We start from the raw sequence: 21,134 nt of genomic DNA, 5'->3' as shown, positions 1-21,134 counted from the left end.
CCATGGTATCCCGGGTACTCCAGCATATTTCCTGTCACACTCTGACAGAATCCTCCCTTAAATGTGTCAGACTATGACAGAATCTTGGAGTCTTCCCTTCAAGAACGAGGTAACCGTGTCCACCGAACACATTCAAACCGCCCAGAGCGCGCCGCCGGCCGGCCCCCAGCTGTCCACCCGGCAGGTGACCGGGATCATCGCGGCCCTGGCGCTGGCCGCCTTCATGATGATCCTCAACGAGACGGTGCTGACCGTGGCGCTGCCCGGCATCATGAACGACCTGCAGATCTCAGCTGCCACGGGTCAGTGGCTGACGACCGGATTCCTGCTGACCCTGTCAGTGGTGATTCCGACGACCGGCTTCCTGCTGCAGCGCTTCACCCACCGTTCGCTGTTCATGTTCGCCATCATCAGCTTCATCATCGGCACCGCCGTCGCGGCGCTGGCTCCCAGCTTCGTGCTGCTCCTGGCCGCCCGCATGGTCCAGGCGCTGGGCACGGCCATTGTGCTGCCCCTGCTCATGACCACCACGCTGCGACTGGTGCCGGCGCAGCGCCGCGGCACGGTCATGGGGCTGAACTCCGTGGTCATCGGCGTGGGACCGGCCGTGGGACCCACCGTTTCCGGCGCGGTGGTCCACGCGTGGGGCTGGCACTACATCTTCGCCATGATGCTGCCGATCGCGGTGCTGGTCCTCGTTCTCGGCGTCGTCTTCTTCAAGGTTCCCGCCAGCGCGCAGAAAACCCGCGTCGACGCGGCGTCCGTGCTCCTTTCCGCAGTGGCCTTCGGCCTGCTGGTCTACGGCATTTCAAGCATCGAGCACGCCTCGCAGAACCCCGCCATGGCCATCGCCAGCTTCGCCATCGGCGCGTTGTCCCTGGTCTTGTTCATCCGCCGCCAGCGGGGGCTGGCGCGCGAGGGGCGGGAACTGCTGAATCTCGCTCCCTTCGCCTCGCGCAACTTCCGGCTGGCCATGATCCTGATCATGATCGCCTTCGGCACGCTGCTCGGTTCGCTCATGGTTGTGCCGATCCTCCTCGAATCCGGGCGGGGACTGGACTCGTTGACCATCGGCCTGATGCTCCTGCCGGGCGGGTTGGCCCAGGCGGTGGCCTCCCCGGTCTTCGGGCGCGTCTACGACCGCTTCGGCCCGCGCCCGGTATTGATCCCGGGAACCGCCATGCTGGCCGGGGGCCAGTGGCTCTATGTGGGCGTGCGCGCCGACAGCCCGCTGTGGCTGTTCGCCACCGCGCACGTGGTCTTCTCCATCGGATTCGCGCTGCTCATGACCGGGCTGATGTCCTCGGCCATGGCTTCGGTGGATCCGCGCCTGTTCGGCCATGGCTCCGCGATCTTCAATACCGGCCAGCAGCTGGGCGGCGCGATCGGCACTACGCTGTTCGTCACCATCCTGACCCTGCTGTCCACCGCGCAGGAGGCTTCCGGAACCAGCGCCGTCCAGGCCCTGTTCGACGGCGCGCACATGGCCTTCCTCATCGGCGCGGTGCTGGCCAGCGCAACGGTGGTTCTCTCGCTGTTCATCGGACGCGGCACCGCGCCCACGGGCAGGTAGCCGCATCCCTCCGAGGCAGGGCCTCGGGCAGTTTCCCAGCCTCCGCCAAGGTTGGGAGCCTCGTGAAGCGCAGCTCGCTAGGGTTAGGTCATCTGCCAAACCCAGGCGGAGGCCGAGCAGCTTGAGCGGTCGGCACGCTACCGAAGACAAGGGAGAGAACATGGGCAACAACCACGACGAAACCGTCGCACCAGACAAGACCCCTGATCCGCAGGGCAAGAACACCACCGTCCCGGATTCCCCGACCTCGTCTCCGATTCCCTTCGGCCACGAAGACGACGACGAGCAGAAGAAGGACTCGACCCAGCGATAGGAGTTGCACGCTTCTTCACAACGGACAGCGGGCCGGCAGGTACGAGATTCGTACCTGCCGGCCCGCTGGCTTGTGCAGCAGGACTGGTTAGCCCTCGGCCGGGAACCTGCCCCACACGCGGTGCCGGGAGACCAGTTCCTCCAAGACCCCGGTCAGTGCGTCCGCGTCAACCAGTTCCACGCCCGGATCGCCGCTTGGCAGCCCGGCGGCGTTCACCGCGCCATAGGCCGCTTCATCCAAGCACAGGATCGGCTTGCTCTGGCGGTAGGCCTCCTGCACCAGCAGGACCACGCGGGGATCCGCCGACTGCGGCACGCCCACGCCGGCTCCTGCCTTGGTGTCCAGGGGAACCTGCGCATCGGCCGCCGGAGGCAGCGCGCCGGCAAGCACCAGCGCGTCGAACTCGATCGAGCGGGTAGTGAAATAGGTCCGGTCCACTTCCATCCCCGACTCGGTTTTCCCGCCATGGGGCGCGACAATCAGCGGGGTCATCCCCTTGGCGCGGATCGTCTCGGCCAGCTCCTTGTCCTGCGGGTAGCCGGGCAAGCCGACGACTATCCCGATCTGGCGTCCGTCCACCGGCCAGGTGCCGCCAACCTGGGAGAGGGCCGGGCTCAACGGCAGATCGTCGATGTCCTGCTGCGGCGCAGGCGCCGGCAGCCCGAGCGCGCTGGCCACCGCGGCGGCGAGGTCCGCGTCGATCTCCGCCAGGCACTGGACCTGGCGCTCGCGGATCGTGTTATCCGCGCACTTGCCCAATTCAAAGCTGTAGGCCTGCTTGATATGGTCGCGTTCCTGGGCGCTGAGGCTGCGGTAGAACAGCCGCGCCTGGGAGTAATGGTCCGAGAAGCTCACCGGTTCGCTGCGCTGCTTGGTGCCCGCGGTTTCCTGCGGGTACTCCAAGGCCGGGAATTCCTGGCCGTTGGCCAGCTCCGCCATGAACGGGCATCCGCCGTCCAGCGAATTCGGCTTGTAGGGCGCGATGCCCTCATGGATATTGTGCTGGTGATAGCCATCCCGGAACATGTCGTTGACCGGGTTCTTCGGGCTGTTGATCGGGATCTGGGCGAAGTTCGGCCCGCCCAGGCGGGTCAGCTGGGTATCCAGGTAGGAGAACAGGCGCGCTTGCAGCAAGGGATCATCGGTGATGTCGATGCCCGGCACCAGATGGCCCGGGTGGAAGGCAACCTGCTCGGTTTCGGCGAAGTAGTTCGATGGATTGCGATCCAGCACCATCTTGCCGATCAGCTGCACCGGGCACAGCTCTTCCGGGACGAACTTGGTGGGATCGAGCAGGTCGATGCCCTGGAAGGTCGCGGTGCCGTCATCCTCGAAAAGCTGGACGCCCAGCTCCCATTCCGGATAGGCGCCGGCATCAATCGCGTCAGCCAGGTCCCGGCGGTGGAAGTCCGGGTCCGCTCCTGCGGCCAGCTGGGCTTCTTCCCATGTCAGCGAGTGGACACCGAGCTTCGGCTTCCAGTGGAACTTGACCAGGGAGGCCTTGCCGCCCGGTCCGATCATGCGGAAGGTATGCACGCCAAAGCCTTCCATCATGCGGTAGGACCGCGGAATCCCGCGGTCGCTCATGTTCCACATGGTGTGGGCCTGCGCCGGGGTGTGCAGGGAGACGAAATCCCAGAAGGTATCGTGCGCCGACTGGGCCTGCGGAATTTCCCGATCCGGCTCGGGCTTTACCGCGTGGACGATGTCCGGGAACTTGATTCCGTCCTGGATGAAGAAGACCGGGATGTTGTTCCCCACGAGGTCGAAAACGCCTTCCTCGGTGTAGAACTTCGTGGCGAAGCCTCGGGTGTCGCGGGCCGTGTCCATCGAACCGCGGGAGCCAGCTACCGTGGAGAAGCGCACGAAGACATCGGTCTGCTTGTTCGGCTTCAGGAAATCCGCAACGCAGAAGTCTGCGGCATTGCCGTAGCTGACGAACTTTCCATGGGCGCCGGCGCCGCGGGCGTGGACCACGCGCTCCGGGATGCGCTCATGGTCGAAGTGCATGATTTTCTCGCGCAAATGGTGGTCTTGAAGGAGGATCGGTCCCCGCTCGCCCACTTTCAAGGAGTGGTCGGTATCCGTCAACGGGGATCCCTGGCTCGTGGTCAGGTGCTTCGAGGTCTGCCCCGGAGCCTTGTCCCGGCGGTCCGCTTCCGGATTGGTGGGATGTGCTGATTCGGTCGTCATTGCGTGCTCCTTCGTCCTGGAATTCTTTCGGAATGCCTTCGGCTGTCCCGCGCGGTGCTCCGCGATACGGTGAACAGCAAGGTCTTTGCCACGCTATGGGTTCGGGCAGGCCGTTTCCATGAAGCCTGCTAATTCCCATGCTCTTTCCAGCCTTGGTGCTCCCAGCGCCATACGACGAGAGATTGTTGAACAATCTTGGTTTTTGGTGCATTCTGTAAGCAACACATTTATCGAGACGGGGATCACAATGCCATTCATAGACCTGAATTCCGATGTCGGCGAGTCCTTCGGCAACTGGAGCATGGGCGACGACGCCGCCATCTTCACCTCCGTCTCCTCGGCCAATGTCGCCTGCGGATTCCACGCCGGCGACCCCAGCACCATCCGCCAAACCTGCAAGGACGCGGTCGCCGCCTCGGTGACCATCGGGGCGCATGTGGGCTATCGCGACCTGGCCGGATTCGGCCGCCGCTTCGTTGACTGCTCGGCCACGGAACTGGCCGACGACGTGCTCTACCAGCTCGGCGCCCTGCAGGCTCTGGCCCGCTCGGCCGGCGGGGAGATCAAGTACGTCAAGCCGCACGGCGCGCTCTACAACACGATCGTGCACCACGAGGTGCACGCCCAGGCCGTCGTGGACGCCATCAAGGCCTTCGGCGAAGACCTGCCGGTGCTGCTGCTGCCCGGATCCGTGGCGCTGGCCAAGGCCGAGAAGGCAGGGCTGCGCGGGGTGGCCGAAGCCTTTGCCGACCGCAACTACAACCCGGACGGCACCCTGGTCTCGCGCCGCGAAGCCAACGCCGTGCTGCACGACCCGGCGGCAGTCACCGCGAACATGATCCGTCTGGCCACCGAGGGCACCTTGGAGGCAGTGGACGGCAGCACCATCACCATGCCCGCCGAAAGCATCTGCCTGCACGGCGACACCGCCGGAGCCGTGGCCATGGCCGCCGCGGTCCGCGAAGGCTTGGAATCCGCCGGCGTGAGCATTAAGAGTTTTGCATGAGCCAGCGCGACGTACGACTGGCCGGCAGCCGCTCGGTGCTGGTAGAGCTCCCGGACCTGGATTCAGTGCTGGGCTTGTCGGCCCTGCTGCGCACCAGCCCGCTGCCCGGACAGCTCGACGTACTCGCCGCGGCGAGCACCGTGTTCATCAAGGCCGACTGCGCGGCCAACGCTCAGGCCATCGCCAAGACCGTGCGCACCCTGGAACTGGGGTCCTCCGCGGCCGCGACCGGTTCGCTGATCACTGTGCCCGTCCATTACGACGGCGAAGACCTGGCCGAGGTGGCCCGGCTGACCTCGCTGAGCCCCGAGGCGGTCATCAACGCCCATTCCCAGCAGACCTGGCGGGCGGCCTTCGGTGGCTTCGCCCCGGGCTTCGCCTACCTGCGCGGCGAGAACCAGCTGCTGAACGTGCCGCGCCGCGCCACCCCGCGCAAGGCGGTCCCCGCCGGCGCGGTGGCGCTGGCCGGAGAGTACTCGGCCGTCTACCCCCGCCAGTCCCCCGGCGGCTGGCAGCTGATCGGCCACACCGATGCAGTGCTGTGGGACCTTGAGCGCGAGAACCCCGCGCTGATCCGCCCGCAGGACCGCGTGCAGTTCATCCCCAGCCGCGCCGCATTGACCGTGGCGGACGCCCCCGCCGCCGAACCGGCCCCAGACACCGAGCGCCCGGCGTCCTCCGCCGCCCAGCTGGAGATCCTTGATCCGGGACTGCAGTCGCTGATCCAGGACGCTGGCCGTCCGGGCCTGGGCGATCTGGGAGTCAGCACCGCCGGCTGGGCCGATGCCATCTCCGCCGCCCAGGCCAACCGCCTGGTCGGCAACCAGCCAGGCGCAGCCGTCATCGAGAACCTGATGGGCACGCTCACCCTGCGCGCCCGCGGGGATGCGGTGCTCGCGGTCTCCGGAGCCTGCGCCACCGTGGACATCACCCCGGTGGACGGCGACGACTTCCACGAATTCCGGCAGATCCCCATGGACACGCCCTTCGCGCTGCTCGACGGCGAGCTGCTCGCCCTCACCCCGAACGGCGCCGGACTGCGCAGCTACCTAGGCGTGCGCGGCGGGTTCGACGTCCCTGCGGTGCTGGGTTCCCGCTCCAGCGACTCGATGTCTGGCATCGGCCCCGCGCCGCTGCGCGCTGGGCAGCTGCTGCCGGTCGGAGAAGTCTCCGGCCTGCAGGTGGTGGGCAACCCCGAGCCCTCGCCGCTGCCGGTGCCCGACGAGCACGGCGTCTTCACGCTGCGCATCACCCCCGGCCCGCGCGAGGACTGGTTCGGCGCCCCGGGACTGGCCCGGCTGGCCGGCCAGCTCTGGAAGGCCTCCGCGGATTCGAACCGCGTGGGCGTCCGGCTGGAATTGGGCCAGGACGACGCGCGGCCGCTGGAACGGGTGCGCGCGGGCGAGCTGCCTTCCGAGGGCGTGGCCCTGGGCTCGCTGCAGGTCCCGCCCTCCGGTCTTCCGGTGCTGTTCCTGGCCGACCACCCGGTCACCGGCGGCTACCCGGTGATCGCCGCGGTCGTCGACGAAGACCTGCCCGCCGCCGCCCAGCTGCCCCCTGGCTCGCTGATCCGCTTTGAACTGACATCCCACCCAGGCTCCCGCACTCCCCTGAAGGAACACCGCGCATGAAAAAAGTACTGATCGCCAACCGCGGCGAGATCGCCGTCCGCATCGCCCGTGCCTGCACCGACGCCCAGCTGGTCTCCGTGGCCATCTACTCGGATCCGGATGCCGACGCCCTGCATGTGCGCCGCGCCGACGAGGCCTACGCGCTGAACGGTTCGCAGAGCGCCGACACCTATCTGGACATCGCCAAGATCATCGAGATCGGCACCCGTGCCGGCGCCGACGCGGTGCACCCGGGCTACGGCTTCCTGGCCGAAAACGCCGACTTCGCCCAGGCGGTCATCGATGCAGGCATGACCTGGATCGGCCCGTCCCCCGAAGCGATCCGGGCTTTGGGCAACAAGGTCACCGCCCGCGAGATCGCCGTGCGCGCCGGAGCCCCGCTGGTGCCGGGCACCGACGGCCCGGTGGCCGACGCCGCGCAGGTGCGCGACTTCGCCGAGCAGTTCGGCCTGCCGGTGGCCATCAAGGCGGCCTTTGGCGGCGGCGGACGCGGCATCAAGGTGGTCCGCGCGATGGAAGACATCGAGGCCTCCTACGAATCGGCGGTGCGCGAGGCGACCGCGGCGTTCGGCCGCGGCGAATGCTTCGTCGAGCGCTTCCTGGACAAGCCGCGCCACGTCGAAGCGCAGGTGCTGGCCGATGCACACGGCAACGCCGTGGTGGTGGGCACCCGCGACTGCTCGCTGCAGCGCCGCCACCAGAAGCTCGTCGAGGAGGCCCCGGCCCCCTTCCTCACCGACGAGCAGCGCGCCTCCATCCACTCCTCCGCCAAGGCGATCTGCCTGGAGGCAGGCTACGTGGGCGCCGGAACCGTTGAATACCTGGTGGCCCCGGACGGGCTGATCTCCTTCCTGGAGGTCAACACCCGCCTGCAGGTGGAGCACCCGATCACCGAGGAAACCACCGGCGTGGACCTGGTGGCCGAGCAGCTGCGCATCGCCGCCGGCGAGCCGCTGTCCTTCACCGAGGATCCGGCCCCGACCGGGCACAGCTTCGAGTTCCGCATTAACGCCGAGGACCCGGCGCGCGGCTTCCTGCCGGGCCCCGGACGCATCACCGGCTTCGAGGCTCCGACCGGCTCTGGCATCCGCGTGGATTCGGGAGTACGCACCAACTCGGTGGTCCCCTCCTACTACGATTCGCTGATGGCCAAGCTGATCGTCACCGGAGCCACCCGCGCCCAGGCGCTGCGCCGCGCGAAGCAGGCCCTGGATGAAATGGTCATCACCGGAGTGCCCTCGGTGCTTCCCTTCCACCGCGCCGTGGTGCGCAACGCCGAGTTCACCCGGGATGACGCCTACGGGGTCTACACCACGTGGATCGAGGCGGAGTTCGCCGAGGACCTCGCGTCCAGCCCGGAAATCGCCGCCGCCCAGCCGGGCGCCGAACGAGAGACCCTCACCATCGAAATCGAGGGCAAGGCCATGAACATCGGCCTGCCGGCCTCGCTGGTGGATTCCATCCGCCATGGCGGGCACGGGGCCGCCATGGAAGCCGCCGCGGACAACGTCGAGGCCGCCGCCAGCGCAGCCACCCTGAGCGCCCCGATGAACGGGAACCTGGTCAAGTGGGTGGCCGAGGACGGCGCCGCGGTCGCCGCCGGCGACACCGTGGCAGTGCTGGAAGCCATGAAAATGGAATCCAACGTCACCGCGCACGCCTCCGGCACCTTCACCCGGGGCGCGCAGACCCCGGGAACCATGATTTCCCGCGGGGAAGACATGGGGCGCATCGCTTAACGCTTTGCGCTGCGTCCTTCAGGGTGAATTAGATTGGAAGCATGCTCGTGAATGACCTGATTCGTGCTCTCCCGCTGGAGGAGGAGGCAACCCACGCCCATACCGGCGCCTGGGTTGCCTCGGTGCTGCGCACCAAAATCGCCGAGGGGCAGCTGCGCCCGGGAACGAAGCTCTCCGAGCAGGCTCTGGCCCAGGCCCTGGGCGTCTCGCGCAACACGCTGCGCGAGGCATTCACCGTGCTGGGCAACGAGCTGATCATTACGCGTATCCCCAACCGCGGGGTGTTTGTCGCCTCCCCGGGCATGGACGATGTCAAGGAAATCTATGCGGTACGCCGCATGATCGAACCCGCGGCGCTGCACTGGGGCCCGAAGCTCAACGTGCCAGCCCTTGAACGGATCATCAAGAAGGCCCGCACCGCCCTGGCCTCCGGGAAGATCGAGGCGATGGCGACCGCCAACCAGCGCTTCCACGAGGAGGTTGTGCGCGCCAGCGGCAGCGCCCAGCTGCAGGAGCTGATGACCCGGGTGTTGGCCCAGATGCGATTGGTCTTCCACGCCATGAGCGATGCCCCGGACTTCCACTCGCACTACGTCGAGCTCAACGCGTCGCTGGTCGAGATGCTGCGCGACGGCGAGCGCGAGCAGGCCGCGGCCGCGCTGCGCAACTACCTGGACGTCGCGGAAACCGAGTTGCTCTCCCATCTGAAGGAGCGGATGGACGCCGACGGCAGTTAGGCCTGCCGGCGCGGCTCAGGTTCAGGCGTTCTCGGGAGCCGCGAGCGCTGCCCCTGAGTCGATGCGCTCCAGCGCACGGGGCAGGTGCTTGCGTGAATTCACGGCAACCACTGCAAGGGACAGCAGGCACAGGAGAACCACGGCGCCCATGATCCACAGGCTGGAGACCCACTGGGCCATCAGGGCAATCACCGTGGGCGCCAGGAACCCGGCGTAGGCAAAGGTGTAGAAGAAGCCCGTCAGCAAGCCAAGCTCGTCCGGGCCCGCTGCGCGCTGCAGTTCAAGCAGCCCGCCCACCATCAACAGGCCATTGCCGCAACCGAGCAGCACCGAAGCGCCCAGGCCAAGCGCCGGGCTGTTGAGCAGGATCGCCCCGATGATGGCCAGCATGCCGCCAAGCACCACTGCGACGCCCAGCAGCAGGGTGCGGGCGCTGTTGACGGTATCGACCCTGCGTCCCAGCGGCTGGATCAGCACACCGCATCCCATGGTCAGCGCCACCGCCACGGTGGTGTAGGTATGGCGTGCCGCACCGCCCATGGCGGGAACCATCTCCGGAATCACCACGAAGCCCATGGTCGCCGCCGCGAACACCCACGGGGCGGCGGGTGCGATGACCGCCCAGAACCGTTTGCCGCCGCGCTGCTGCGCCGCACCGCCCGGTATTGGCCGGGTCTGGGTACCGGGTGCCGTGGCTTGCGGGAGTTGGCGTTGCCTGGTTTCGGGGAGCTTGCGCAGCAGGATCAGGACCGGCAGGCACAACAGGATGTGAGTTGCGTAGGGAAGGACATCCGGCATCGGCGCCCACGCCACCAGCATTCCCCCGGCCACCGGGCCCAGGCAGAATCCGGTGGAGGTCAGCAGCGAGGCACGCCGGGCCCCGGATCCGGCCGTCGAGTTCGGATCCCAGGGTGCTTGGGAGAGCTCCTTGACCCAGCTTGTTGCAGCCGCCATGCCCAGGCCGGTCGCCGTGCCGGCCAGCAGCCTGCCGGCGAACAGCGGCAAGGGACCGAGGTGCGAGAGCATCAAGGCAAGGCTCGCGGCAATGGAGATCAGCACCGCGATCATCGTGAGGCGTTTGCGTCCACGCAGGTCAGAGGCGCGCCCGCCGAGCAGCAGTGCCGGTACCAGTCCCAGCACGTAGATGCCCAGCAAGGAGGTCACCAGCACTTCCGAGAAGCCGTGGTCCTGCCTGTAATGCACCAGCAGCGCGACGTATTGGTTGGCTCCCCATCCCACCAGAAGCAGGCACAGTGCTGCGGGAAACCAATATTTTGCCTGTTGTGCCATAGACCGATGTTTCTTTCACGTTCAAGAAGTGATGGCGACCAACTGTCCACCATTCACGCCAGTGTGTCATGATTCACAGCGCAAAGACGGATTCATGACGCCGCTTCCACGCGACCCAGCGGCGCAGCTGGCAATCCGGCGTCCAGCGCTTGTCGATATGATCAAACCTGGGCTGGATATTTTCCCCTCCCAGGAGAAGGACAGCCGATACATTCCAGCGTCAGAGAGGTCGACAGATGCGCAGCGCACTCACGAGGCGGACCAGCCAGCGCCACTCCGCCTTCCGCCCCGGGCGACAGGCGGCCTGATGACGGAGCAGACATCACCAGCCAAGGGCTCCCGCACGGCGGTCTTCGCTCCCTTGAGCTCCGACACCCGCACCGCGCAGGTCGCCCAGCGGCTCACCGATGCCATCTTGCTGGGTGTGCTGGCTCCCGGCGAGCGCCTGCCCACCGAAACGGATCTGGCCAAGAAGTTCGGTGTTGCCGTGGTGACAGCACGCGAAGCCTTGGCGGACATGCGCAAGGATGGTCTGCTGGAAACCCGCCGCGGCCGCGAAGGCGGTTCCTTCGTCCGCACCGAAGCCCCCAATGCCTCCCAGCAGTTGATGACCTCCAGGCTGCGCGGCATCTCGCGCACCGAATTGCTCGATGCCGCGGTCTACCTCGACGTCATCACCAGCGGTGCGCTCGACCGGGCCACCCACGTGTGCACTTCGGCCGAAGCGAAAGCCCTGGAAGCCTGGCTCGACCGCGCGGATTTCTCGACCCCGGCCAACGCCGCCCGCGACCACGGAGGATTCCTGCTGGAACTGTGCGTGCTGTCCCAGTCCCCACGGCTGGTCCGCGAGCAAATCGGCTTCCAAGCGCAGTACGGGCAGCTCATGTGGCTGGGTCTGCGCGATGAAGCGCTCGCCGGACGGATCGCAGAACTGGACCGAGCCATGGCGCAGGCCCTGGCATCACGCGACGCGGCGCCGGGCCGCGCGGCATGCCAGGAATCATTCACGCTGCTGTCCACCTGGCTGATCAGCCGCAAACAAGAACTGGAGGTGGCCTGATGGCCGTCGCAGCCGAGCTTGGAGAATGGTTCGAGCGGTATTTTAAACGTTTGGATGCGCTGCACACCCAGATCGCGCAACTACCTGCCGAGCACTTGGGCGCCACCGTCCAGGATCTGGTGCGCCCATGGCTTCTGGATGATGCCAACGGCATCGTCGGCGCCGGCTACATTGGCGAAAGCGCCGGGCAGATGCGGTTCGAATGGTGGCTGGCACCGATGCAGGACAATCCGCTGTTCGCTGCCGGTTCCGAAATCAATCGGCTGCAGCTGGAGCAGCGCGAGTACGCGGACTATGTTCGCGACTACCGCAGCCTTGAATGGTATTCGGTCCCCCACTCCTCGGGACGCCGGCATATCACCGGTCCGTTCGTCGATCACCTGTGCATCTGCGACTACGTGCTGACGCTGACTATTCCGGTCACCGGCAGCGCCGAAGGAATTGTCGGTTTGGATCTTCGGGTCAGGGATGTCGAACCCGCGCTCCAGCGCCTGCTGCTGGGCTTGGACGGGCCAGCCGCGCTGGTCTCCGCGCACGGCCGGGTGATCACTTCCTCTGATCCGCGGGACGGCTTGGGTGCCCTGATTGCCCCTGAATCCCTTGAAAATTCGGACGTGGTAACAGGTACGAGCCTGCTGGTGGTGCGCAGCCAAAATTAAACCTTCTATATAGAATCTTTAAGTGTTATTCTCGGTGTGTCACACTTCACACGTAGCTTCTGCGTACGCTCGCAACGAGGATTCCATGAATTCACAACACGATCTCCAAGACGGGAACCATCTGGCCGTCCTGGGCTATGAACAGTCCTTTGACCGTTCAATGTCCCTTTGGGCCAACTTCGCCCTGGGCTTTACCTATTTGTCTCCACTGGTGGGCGTCTATTCGCTCTTCGCCCTGGCCATGGCCACCGGCGGTCCGCCATCGGTCTTCTGGATCCTCATCGTGGCCGCGGGGCAGTTCCTGGTCTCGCTGGTCTTCGGCGAGGTGGTTTCGCAGTACCCGATCCACGGCGGCATCTACCCGTGGACCCGCAGGCTCTGGGGCAAGCGCTATGCCTGGATGGCAGCCTGGATCTACATCTGGGCCATGATCGTCACCATCACCTCGGTGGCCCAGTTCGGCTCCGGGTTCGTGGCCAGCACCTTCAATGTCGAGCTGACCGAGGTCACCACCTTCTGGTTCGCCACGGCCATGCTGCTCATCGCCCTGCTGCTGAACTTCTCCGGCACCAAGATGCTCGCGCGCATCGCCCGCATCGGCCTGGCCGCAGAGCTGATCGGCGTGATCGCCGTGGGCTTCTACCTGCTGGTCTTCAAGCGCGAGCAGCCGTTCAGCGTTTTCTTCGACTCCATGGGTGTTGAGGGCGACGGGAGCTACGGCGTGGCCCTCATGGGCGCGGCGCTGGCCGGCCTGTTCCTCTTCTACGGCTTCGAGGCCTGCGGCGACGTCGCTGAAGAGGTCAGCAACCCAGCCCGGCGCATCCCCAAGGCCATGATGATGACCATCCTGGTCGGCGGCGTGTCGGCACTCATCTCATTCACCGGCTACGTGCTGGCAGCCCCGAACCTCCAGGAAATCGTCAACGGCGAAGACGTGGACCCCATCCCGGCCATCCTGGAAGCTTCGCTGGGCGCCGTGGGCGCCAAGATCTTCCTGGTGGTTGCGTTGACCGCGTTCCTGTCCTGCGTGCTCTCGCTGCAAGCCGCCGCATCCCGGCTGATCTATTCCTTCGCCCGTGACGGCATGCTGCCGGGCCACCGCTGGCTCGCAAAGGTCTCCCCGCGCAACAAGGTGCCGTCCAATGCCCTGCTGGTGGCTTGCTGCATCCCGCTGCTGCTGTGCGTGTTCATCTACTTCGGGCCGGAGACCCTGCTGACCCAGATCACCGGCTTCGCCATTCTGGGCATCTACGTCGCCTTCCAGTCAGTGGTGCTGGCCGCCCTGCGCCAGCGGCTTCGCGGCTGGAAGCCTGCAGGTCCGTTCTCGCTGGGCGCCGCCGGCATGCTGGTCAACATCCTGGCCCTGGCCTACGGCCTCTTCGCCATGGTGCTGCTCGCGGTCCCCGGTTCCAGCGGCGATGTCCTGGCCGACTGGATCGTCTTGATCGGGCTTGCAGTGGTGGCAGGAACCGGGGCGCTGTACCTGTTCATCGCCCGCCCCGATGCCAAGTCCGATGCGCCGAGCAATGACGCCATCGAAGTGGCCGAGAAGCTGCGCGCGGCCCAGCGCTCTGCCGCGCCGGTCGACTGATCGATACAGAACGCAAAGCCGCAGGCGTCGCATCCCCGATGGGGTGCGCCGCCTGCGGCTTTGCTGCGTATTTGGAGCCTATGGCACCTGGTAGAACGTATCCTTCACGTCAGTGATCAGCATGTGCCCTGGCGCGTGGCCGATGGCCAAAGCCGGGCGCGATTCCATGACCGCCGCCTGCGGAGTGACGCCGCAGGCCCAGAACACCGGAATGCAGCCTTCCGGGATCTGCACGGCGTCGCCGAAATCGGGTTTGCCCAGATCCGTGATGCCCAGCTCCTCCGGGTTGCCGATATGCACCGGCGCCCCGTGCACCGCTGGGTAGCGGGAAGTGATGCGCACCGCGTCGGCAACCTGCGAGGCCGGAATCGGCCGCATCGAAACCACCATGGGCCCGGACATGGATCCTGCCGAGGCGCTGCGCCGCGTCGTCTTGTACATGGGCACGTTGACGTCCTGCTCGATGTGGGCCACGGAGATGCCTGCCTCGATGAGCGCCGCTTCGAAGGTGAAGGAGCACCCGACGATGAAGGTCACCAGATCCTCGCGCCAGTACTCGGCAAGATCCGTTGGCTCGGCGACCTTTTCGCCGTTCTCGTACACCACGTACTTGGGGACGTCGGTGCGGATGTCGCCACCGGCCAGCAGCTCGTTGGACACCTGCCCCGCTTCCAGGACCCCGAGGATCGGGCAGGACTTGGGGTTGCGCTGGGCGAAAAGCAGCACGTCGAAGGCCAGCGCCTGCGGCACGATGATCAGGTTCGCCTGCGCGTAGCCGGCGCTGAAGCCCGCGGTGGGCACCACCTGTCCCTGGCGGAAGTACTCGCGCGCTTCGCGGGGGCTCAGGGCCGCCCGCTCGCTGATGCTCAAGTCTCGAACGTTTGCCATGGGTAATCCGCCTTAGGCATTCCACAGGGCCGAGAGCCCCGACAGGGAGTTGTAGCCCAGGAAGACCGTCAGGAGCCAGGCCAGGGCGCCGATGAAGAGCAGGAATTTGGGGTACTTATAGCCGCCCATCAGGTCGCGGCGGCGCCAGGCCACCCAGAGCAGGACGGCCAGGCCGACCGGAAGGATCAGGCCGTTGAAGGCGCCGGCGAAGATCAGCAAGGTTGCCGGGGCCTTGCCCAGGAAGACGTAGATCACGGCGCAGACGGCGATGAAGCCGACGGTGATCAGGTTGCGGGTGCGTTCGGGGGTGGTGCTCTTGGTGATGAACGAAACCGAAGTGTAGGCGGCGCCGATGACGCTGGTCAGCGCGGCGGCCCAGAGGATGATGCCGAAGGAGCGCAGGCCGATATCTCCTGCCGCGGCGCCGAATGCCTCGGCTGCCTTGTTGTCGCTGGTCAGTGCCACGCCGCCGGCAACGACGCCGAGGATTGCCAGAAAGAGCAGCACCCGCATGATGCCGGTGACGATGATGGCCAGCACCGAGGTCTTGGAGATCTCCTTGACGTGCTCGACGCCGGTGGTCCCGGAGTCCAGCATGCGGTGCGCGCCGGCATAGGTGATGTAGCCGCCGACCGTGCCGCCGATCAGGGTGGTGATGATCAGGAAGTCGACCTGCTCGGGAAGCACCACGTTGCGCAGCGCATCGCCAACCGGAGGCGCGGCGACGATGGCGACATAGAGCATCAGCAGGATCATGATGGCGCCCAGCAGCACCACGATGCGGTCCAGGGCCATGCCCGCTTTCTTGGACAGGAAGATCAGGATCGCAATCACTGCGGAAATGGCACCGCCGATCTTGGCGTCCACACCCAGCATCGCGTTCAGGCCCAGGCCGGTGCCGGCGATGTTGCCTATGTTGAACACCATGCCGCCGATGAAGACCAAGGCGGCCAGCAGCCAGCCGACGCCGGGAATGATCTTGTTGCCCAGCTCCTGGGCGCGCAGGCCGCTGACGCCGATCACGCGCCAGACGTTGAGCTGCACCGCAATGTCGACGAGGATCGATACGACGATGGCGAAGGCGAAGGCCGCACCGATTTGCACGGTGAACTCAGTGGTCTGGGTAATGAAACCAGGGCCGATGGCGCTGGTGGCCATGAGGAACATGGCGCCCAGCAGCGCTGTGCGCCGGGCTTTTGACGTAGCCTGAGGCTTCGAATCGGGAGTAGACATGATTTCATCCGTTGCGGTAGCGGTGACTGCTGTCACAGAACTAATGTAACGCACAAGACAATACAGGTTGTTGAACAATCTGGGCAAGTAGTTGTTGAACAATTTCTTTTCCGCTCACGCCTTGCTCAACGCCGGCGCCGAACACTGAGGTGGCTTGGCTGTCTACCTCAAGCAGGCTGCCATCACGCCGCAGTAGAACGCTGGCATAGCGCTGGGAATACGCCGCCAAGCGCATTCCCCGGATCGGAACACAGAAGTCCACCGCTTTTTGGCAAACGCCGAAAAGCGGTGGACTTCATTGGAACGACTTTTGGATCAGGTCAGCTCTTGACCGTTTCCGGGGCGTCGTCGTCCTCTGCCTTTTCGAGGCTCGGTTGCACGTCCTTCCCTGTCAGCTCAGCAGGCTTCGGGCCACCGGCCTCGACCTGCGGCTGCTCGCCGGTGAATTCCGGCGCATTGTCGGTGTACCACTCGGTCAGCGCCGGATCCTCGCTGTCGAAGTCGGCACCTGCGCCGAGTTCCTCCGGAACCTGCGAGATCCCGAAGACGAAGTCGTCGCCGTGCTCGTCGATGCCCTGGCGGACGCCGCCCTTGATGGCTTCCAGCGCATAGCGGCGGCGGATCATCAGCGGGTCGTTGCGCAGTTCGATGCCCCAGGAAATCATCACGCCGATCAGGATGATCGCGAACGGCAACGCGCAGGTGACCATGATCGACTGCAGCCCGGACAGCGCATTGCGCCCGCCGGCCAGCAGCAGGAACATGGAGATCAGGCCCAGCGCCACGGCCCAGACGATGGTGACCGGCTTGGACGGCACCGGGCGGCCGGACTGCGACATGGAACCCATGACATTCGACGCGGAGTCCGCGGCGGTCACGAAGAACACCAGGATCGCCAGCAGGGCGACGATCCACATCACCGGGCTCATCGGCAGGTTGGCCAGCAGGTCGAACATGACGTTCTCGCCGGATCCCTGGATTTCGATGTCCTGGCCGTTGAGGTTCATCCAGATGGCGGAGCCGCCGAAGACGGTGAACCACATCATGGAGATCGCCGAAGGAACCAGCATCACCACGGTGACGAACTGGCGCAGCGAACGGCCCTTGGAAATCTTGGCGATGAACATGCCCACGAACGGCGACCAGGAAATCCACCACGCCCAGTACAAGGTGGTGTAGGCGGTCAGGTATTCCTTCTCGACGGTGCCCTCGCTGGCGAAGACCGTGAGCATCTGCGGCAGGTTGTCGAAGAAGGCGATGACCGAGGCCGGAAGCAGGTCCAGGATGTACATGGTCGGTCCGGTGACCAGCACGAAGATCGCCATGAAAATGACCAGCGCCATGTTCGTGTTGGACAGCAGGCGGATGCCCTTCTTGATGCCGGCCACCGCCGAAATGGTGAAGACGACGGTCAGCAGGCTGATCGCGACGACCACGAACCCGTTGCCCAGTTCCGCTCCGGTGACGATGCTCGTACCGGTGCGGATCTGCAGTGCGCCGATGCCCAGCGAGGTCGCGGTGCCGAACAAAGTCACCAGCACGGCGAAAACGTCGATGATCTTGCCCAGCACGCGGTTGTTGCCGTTTGGGAACACCGGTTCGAACAGGGAGGAGATCAGCGGCAGGCGCCCACGACGGTAGGAGACGTACGCCAGCGCGCCGCCGACCAAGGCGTAGATGCACCAGGCGAAGGTCGCCTGGTGGAGGAAGGAGTCGGTCATCGCCGGGAGCACCGCGTCGTTGGTGCCTGCCTGCGCATCGGTGGATGGCGGCGGAGTCTTGAAGTGGCTCAGCGGTTCCAGCGGGCCGTAGAAGATCAAGCCGATGCCCAGGCCCGCGGCGAACAGCATGGAGATCCACGACGTGGTGGAAAATTCGGGAGTGCTGTCATCCGCTCCGAGGCGGATCTTGCCGGTGGGCCCGTAGCCGACTACCAGCATGAACAGCACGATGCCCAGGACGATGACGTTGAACAGCCAGCCGAAGTGGGTGACGACCCAGGTCTGCATGCCCACGCCGACTTCGTTCAAATTCGTCGGGGCAATGATGGCCCAGAGCAGTACCGCGAGGACGGCAACCAACGCGGAAATGAATACTCCGCGGCGGGTCGGGAACGTGGCTCCGGTGTCTTCAACACTGATGCCGGGGATCAATCCCGGATGGATGCCGAAGGACGGTTCCTTGGCATGGCGCAGGGCGTTGAGCACGCGTTCGCCCTTGCGTTCCCGGTGTTGTTTTGGGTCTTTTTCACGTCCCTTTTCGGTCGCTTTCGATCCCGTACCTGACGGGTGCGGACGTGGCGTGTGAGATTCCATAGCGTACAAGTTTACTATGAAAACCTTGAAATCCCGGGCTTTTTGGACCTCTCCGGGCTGGATTCAGGCATCTCGGGCAGCGATCCTGCCCCGTGATCACGGGCTGAAATGGGGATTCGCCAACCGCAGAAAAAAGATGCTTTTTGCTGGCGGGGCAGACAGTGTTTCGGCTGCCCCGGACCCGACTCCGGGGTTCCGGCTATGCGGCTTCACCGTACTCTTTCGCGTTTTTCCCGCGAACACTTCCACGGCTTTGACCCAAGCTCCGGCACCGCTCGCTGCCGAACATCATTTCCGAACCAATGACTGTACTGCAGCTGCGGGCGGCGCTCCCCCAGCTGCAGTGCTCGGTTAAGCACCGCGGGCCGTGCAGCCAGCGCGAAAAGCGTTGGCGGCACGGCCCGGAACGGCGCGATTGGTTCCTAGTGGAAGAAGTGGCGTGCACCGGTGAAGTACATGGTGATGCCTGCTTCGTTCGCGGCGGCGATGACTTCCTCATCGCGGACCGAGCCGCCCGGCTGGACAACTGCCTTGACGCCGGCGTCGATCAGGATCTGCAGGCCGTCGGCGAACGGGAAGAACGCATCCGAGGCGGCGACTGCGCCCACGGCGCGCTGCTCGGAGGCCGCGGTATCGGCGTTCTCCGCACCACCGGCTGCATCCGCACCGGATTCGACCTTCACACCCAGGGTGTTGGCGCGCTCCACTGCCAGCTTGCAGGAGTCCAGGCGGTTGACCTGGCCCATTCCGATGCCTACCGCGGCGCCGTCCTTGGCCAGCAGGATGGCGTTGGACTTCGCGGCACGCACCGCGCGCCAGGCGAAGGCCAGGTCCGCCAGGGTGGCGTCGTCGGCGGCGTCGCCGGCGGCCAGGGTCCAGTTGGCTGGATCATCGCCGGCGGCGTCGATCCTGTCGCCGGCCTGGACCAGCATGCCGCCGGAGACCTGGCGCAGCTCGTTGCTGTTGCGGCCGTAGCCGTCCGGCAGGGCGAGCAGGCGGATGTTCTTCTTGGCCGAGAGGATCTCAACGGCTTCCGGCTCGAAGTCGGGTGCGATGACGACCTCGGTGAAGATGCCCTTCACGGTTTCTGCCATGGACTTGGTGACAGTGCGGTTGGCCGCGATGACGCCGCCGAAGGCCGACACCGGGTCGGTGGCGTGCGCCTTGCGGTGCGCGTCGGCAATCGGGTCTGCTGCGTCCTCGGAGGCCACCGCTACGCCGCACGGGTTGGCGTGCTTGATGACTGCCACGGCAGGCTTGTCGAAGTCGAAGGCCGCGCGCAGCGCAGCGTCGGCGTCCACGTAGTTGTTGTAGCTCATCGGCTTGCCGTGCAGCTGGTCCGCCTGGGCGATGCCGGCAGGGGCCGCCTCGTCCACGTACAGGGCGGCCTGCTGGTGCGGGTTCTCGCCGTAGCGCAGCACTGCGGCGCGCTGCAGGGCGACGCCGGAGTAGGCAGGCCAGTCGATGACGCCGTCGCCGTCCTCGTCGAGGAACTGGCTGGCGGTCCAGGTGGCGACCGCGGTGTCATAGGCGGCGGTGTGCGCGTAGGCCTTGGCGGCCAGGCGCTGGCGGGTCTTGAGCTCGAAGCCGCCGGCTGCGGCTGCCTCGATGACCTGCGGGTAGAAGCTCGGGTCGACCACGATGGACACGGCGGCGTGGTTCTTCGCGGCGGAGCGGACCATGGCCGGGCCTCCGATGTCGATCTGCTCGACAACCTCGTCCTGCGCGGCGCCGGAGGCGACGGTCTGCACGAACGGGTACAGGTTCACGACCACCAGGTCGATCTGTCCGATGTTGCGCTCGGCCAGGGTGTCCATGTGCTCGGGCACGCGGCGGTCAGCCAGGATGCCGCCGTGGATGATGGGGTGCAGGGTCTTGACGCGGCCGTCGAGCATTTCCGGCGAACCGGTCACCTGCTCGACCTCGGTCACTGGGATGCCTGCGGCGGCGATCTTCTTGGCGGTGGAACCGGTGGAAATCAGCTGGACGCCTGCGTTGTGCAGTCCAGCGGCCAGTTCCTCCAAGCCGGTCTTGTCGTAGACGGAAATCAATGCGCGGCGGATAGCGACTTTGTCCAAGACGGTCTTACTCACGAAAATTTTCTCCCGGCGGTGAGAATGAATGGGGCGGGCGGCGAAAGGCCGCCGCCCCTATTCTAGCGAAATCTGCCGGTTGCCCCTCAGTTCGTGTCAGTGCCCCTGGACCAGATCACCCAGCTGCGGAAAATGCGTAGCCAGCTGCTGATCGGTCAGGCAAAGGCGCAGCAGCTTCTCCGCATGGTCCTCGTCGGCGACGTAGGACACCAGATCCACCGAGGTCCGTGCGTTCAACTCGTCGCGCAGCGAGTGGGCCACCGCCACCAGGCAGTGGTAATAGCGTTTGATGGTCGGTTCCCATCCCTCGCGGGATGCCTGGTCGGTCAGGGCCTGGGACCAGATGCCGGCCGCAGGTTCCTCGCACAGGTCGATGGAGGACCAGTGCCAGTCGCTGGGCTCCCACTTGTCCGAGTAGAAGCTCTCCGCGTCGTCTTCGTCCAGGTCCGCTTCGATGACCGCGAGCACCGTATCCAGGTCCTCGCCGTCGTCCGCGTCTTCCTCGTCCTCGGAGTCCTCATCGTGCTCCGAGTCCGAAATCACCAGTGAATCCTCGTCGGCAACCGGCGGCTCGGGTTCCAGGGTGTTGTGCTCGTCAGCGTCGGGGCGATCCTCGTAGTCATCCGGCTCATCCACGTCTTCGCCGCGTTCGACCAGTTGTTCCCGGGATTCGGCGGCCCGGTCGCGCGCCAGGGCCTGAACCGAGTTCAGGGCCAGCAACGGCATCGCAATGGCTTCGCTCTCTTCGGTGCTCACCCCGTGCAGGGCAATCGCATAAAAGGTCTGCTCCGGGTGTGCCTCAATTACTTCAGC

Annotated in this window: 17 protein-coding genes; 9 read left to right on the top strand and 8 right to left on the bottom strand. The window is 65.8% G+C overall.

Features of this window, described 5'->3' with window-relative positions:
• Positions 1-115 precede the first annotated feature (115 nt).
• Positions 116-1,573, top strand: coding sequence for an MDR family MFS transporter (locus ACTX90_RS03440; protein WP_052772253.1), 1,458 nt, complete (start codon positions 116-118; stop codon positions 1,571-1,573).
• Positions 1,574-1,733: 160 nt separating this feature from the next.
• Positions 1,734-1,886: a hypothetical protein gene (locus ACTX90_RS03435; RefSeq protein ID WP_157359296.1), complete on the top strand. Its 153-nt coding sequence runs from the start codon at positions 1,734-1,736 to the stop codon at positions 1,884-1,886.
• Positions 1,887-1,973: 87 nt separating this feature from the next.
• Here ACTX90_RS03435 and ACTX90_RS03430 read toward each other — a convergent pair whose 3' ends face one another.
• Entirely contained in the window at positions 1,974-4,079 is a 2,106-nt protein-coding gene (locus ACTX90_RS03430) for a catalase (RefSeq protein WP_443443119.1), read from the bottom strand.
• 247 nt (positions 4,080-4,326) lie between these two features.
• Here ACTX90_RS03430 and ACTX90_RS03425 point away from each other — a divergent pair, with 247 nt between their 5' ends.
• The 4 genes from ACTX90_RS03425 to ACTX90_RS03410 are packed head-to-tail and all read left to right on the top strand — an operon-like array spanning position 4,327 to position 9,192.
• A complete protein-coding gene (locus tag ACTX90_RS03425) occupies positions 4,327-5,085 on the top strand; it encodes a LamB/YcsF family protein (RefSeq protein ID WP_047118348.1) in 759 nt (252 codons plus the stop codon).
• On the top strand, positions 5,082-6,716 hold the full coding sequence (locus ACTX90_RS03420; RefSeq protein WP_047118347.1) for a 5-oxoprolinase subunit B/C family protein: 1,635 nt from the start codon (positions 5,082-5,084) through the stop codon (positions 6,714-6,716). The genes ACTX90_RS03425 and ACTX90_RS03420 overlap by 4 nt, the downstream gene beginning before the upstream one ends.
• Positions 6,713-8,455, top strand: coding sequence for an acetyl/propionyl/methylcrotonyl-CoA carboxylase subunit alpha (locus ACTX90_RS03415; RefSeq protein WP_047118346.1), 1,743 nt, complete (start codon positions 6,713-6,715; stop codon positions 8,453-8,455). The genes ACTX90_RS03420 and ACTX90_RS03415 overlap by 4 nt, the downstream gene beginning before the upstream one ends.
• 41 nt (positions 8,456-8,496) lie before the next feature.
• On the top strand, positions 8,497-9,192 hold the full coding sequence (locus ACTX90_RS03410) for a GntR family transcriptional regulator (RefSeq protein WP_047118345.1): 696 nt from the start codon (positions 8,497-8,499) through the stop codon (positions 9,190-9,192).
• 21 nt (positions 9,193-9,213) lie between these two features.
• On the opposite strand, the gene ACTX90_RS03405 is transcribed toward ACTX90_RS03410, so the two are convergent.
• A complete protein-coding gene (locus ACTX90_RS03405) occupies positions 9,214-10,482 on the bottom strand; it encodes an MFS transporter (protein WP_047118344.1) in 1,269 nt (422 codons plus the stop codon).
• A gap of 307 nt (positions 10,483-10,789) precedes the next feature.
• Between ACTX90_RS03405 and ACTX90_RS03400 the strand changes: the two genes are divergently transcribed.
• The 3 genes from ACTX90_RS03400 to ACTX90_RS03390 all read left to right on the top strand — a co-directional run bounded on the left by ACTX90_RS03400 (position 10,790) and on the right by ACTX90_RS03390 (position 13,792).
• Positions 10,790-11,542 carry a FadR/GntR family transcriptional regulator gene (locus tag ACTX90_RS03400; protein ID WP_047118343.1) on the top strand — a complete coding sequence of 251 codons (753 nt, stop codon included), beginning with the start codon at positions 10,790-10,792 and terminating at the stop codon, positions 11,540-11,542.
• On the top strand, positions 11,542-12,201 hold the full coding sequence (locus ACTX90_RS03395; protein WP_052772252.1) for a PDC sensor domain-containing protein: 660 nt from the start codon (positions 11,542-11,544) through the stop codon (positions 12,199-12,201). Before ACTX90_RS03400 ends, ACTX90_RS03395 begins: the two co-directional genes overlap by 1 nt.
• 85 nt (positions 12,202-12,286) lie before the next feature.
• Positions 12,287-13,792 carry an APC family permease gene (locus tag ACTX90_RS03390; RefSeq protein ID WP_443443116.1) on the top strand — a complete coding sequence of 502 codons (1,506 nt, stop codon included), beginning with the start codon at positions 12,287-12,289 and terminating at the stop codon, positions 13,790-13,792.
• A gap of 78 nt (positions 13,793-13,870) precedes the next feature.
• Here ACTX90_RS03390 and ACTX90_RS03385 read toward each other — a convergent pair whose 3' ends face one another.
• The 6 genes from ACTX90_RS03385 to ACTX90_RS03360 form a co-directional block, all read right to left on the bottom strand.
• The gene (locus tag ACTX90_RS03385; RefSeq protein WP_120990107.1) at positions 13,871-14,680 is read right to left on the bottom strand and encodes a putative hydro-lyase; all 810 of its coding nucleotides are present in this window, start codon (positions 14,678-14,680) and stop codon (positions 13,871-13,873) included.
• Between the two features lie 12 nt (positions 14,681-14,692).
• On the bottom strand, positions 14,693-15,913 hold the full coding sequence (locus ACTX90_RS03380) for an NRAMP family divalent metal transporter (protein WP_047118340.1): 1,221 nt from the start codon (positions 15,911-15,913) through the stop codon (positions 14,693-14,695).
• Positions 15,914-15,953: 40 nt separating this feature from the next.
• Positions 15,954-16,142, bottom strand: a complete 189-nt coding sequence (locus ACTX90_RS03375; protein WP_152666776.1) for a hypothetical protein — start codon at positions 16,140-16,142, stop codon at positions 15,954-15,956.
• 91 nt (positions 16,143-16,233) lie between these two features.
• Positions 16,234-18,120 carry a BCCT family transporter gene (locus ACTX90_RS03370; RefSeq protein ID WP_443443115.1) on the bottom strand — a complete coding sequence of 629 codons (1,887 nt, stop codon included), beginning with the start codon at positions 18,118-18,120 and terminating at the stop codon, positions 16,234-16,236.
• A gap of 530 nt (positions 18,121-18,650) precedes the next feature.
• Entirely contained in the window at positions 18,651-20,321 is a 1,671-nt protein-coding gene (purH, locus tag ACTX90_RS03365) for a bifunctional phosphoribosylaminoimidazolecarboxamide formyltransferase/IMP cyclohydrolase (RefSeq protein ID WP_443443113.1), read from the bottom strand.
• A gap of 96 nt (positions 20,322-20,417) precedes the next feature.
• Entirely contained in the window at positions 20,418-21,077 is a 660-nt protein-coding gene (locus ACTX90_RS03360; protein ID WP_342352845.1) for a hypothetical protein, read from the bottom strand.
• Positions 21,078-21,134: the final 57 nt, after the last annotated feature.

The sequence above is a fragment of the Glutamicibacter soli genome, from assembly GCF_052322135.1.
Classification (GTDB): domain Bacteria; phylum Actinomycetota; class Actinomycetes; order Actinomycetales; family Micrococcaceae; genus Glutamicibacter; species Glutamicibacter soli.
The sequence above is the reverse complement of the archived record's forward strand: the minus strand, read 5'-3'. Positions and strand labels throughout refer to the sequence as shown.

Coding starts and splice junctions, on each gene's coding strand:
- ACTX90_RS03435 (WP_157359296.1), top strand. CDS start 1,734: ATGGGCAACAACCACGACGAAACCGTCGCACCAGACAAGACCCCTGAT.
- ACTX90_RS03425 (WP_047118348.1), top strand. CDS start 4,327: ATGCCATTCATAGACCTGAATTCCGATGTCGGCGAGTCCTTCGGCAAC.
- ACTX90_RS03410 (WP_047118345.1), top strand. CDS start 8,497: ATGCTCGTGAATGACCTGATTCGTGCTCTCCCGCTGGAGGAGGAGGCA.
- ACTX90_RS03385 (WP_120990107.1), bottom strand. CDS start 14,680: ATGGCAAACGTTCGAGACTTGAGCATCAGCGAGCGGGCGGCCCTGAGC.
- ACTX90_RS03390 (WP_443443116.1), top strand. CDS start 12,287: ATGAATTCACAACACGATCTCCAAGACGGGAACCATCTGGCCGTCCTG.
- ACTX90_RS03405 (WP_047118344.1), bottom strand. CDS start 10,482: ATGGCACAACAGGCAAAATATTGGTTTCCCGCAGCACTGTGCCTGCTT.
- ACTX90_RS03415 (WP_047118346.1), top strand. CDS start 6,713: ATGAAAAAAGTACTGATCGCCAACCGCGGCGAGATCGCCGTCCGCATC.
- ACTX90_RS03430 (WP_443443119.1), bottom strand. CDS start 4,079: ATGACGACCGAATCAGCACATCCCACCAATCCGGAAGCGGACCGCCGG.
- ACTX90_RS03395 (WP_052772252.1), top strand. CDS start 11,542: ATGGCCGTCGCAGCCGAGCTTGGAGAATGGTTCGAGCGGTATTTTAAA.
- ACTX90_RS03380 (WP_047118340.1), bottom strand. CDS start 15,913: ATGTCTACTCCCGATTCGAAGCCTCAGGCTACGTCAAAAGCCCGGCGC.
- ACTX90_RS03400 (WP_047118343.1), top strand. CDS start 10,790: ATGACGGAGCAGACATCACCAGCCAAGGGCTCCCGCACGGCGGTCTTC.
- ACTX90_RS03420 (WP_047118347.1), top strand. CDS start 5,082: ATGAGCCAGCGCGACGTACGACTGGCCGGCAGCCGCTCGGTGCTGGTA.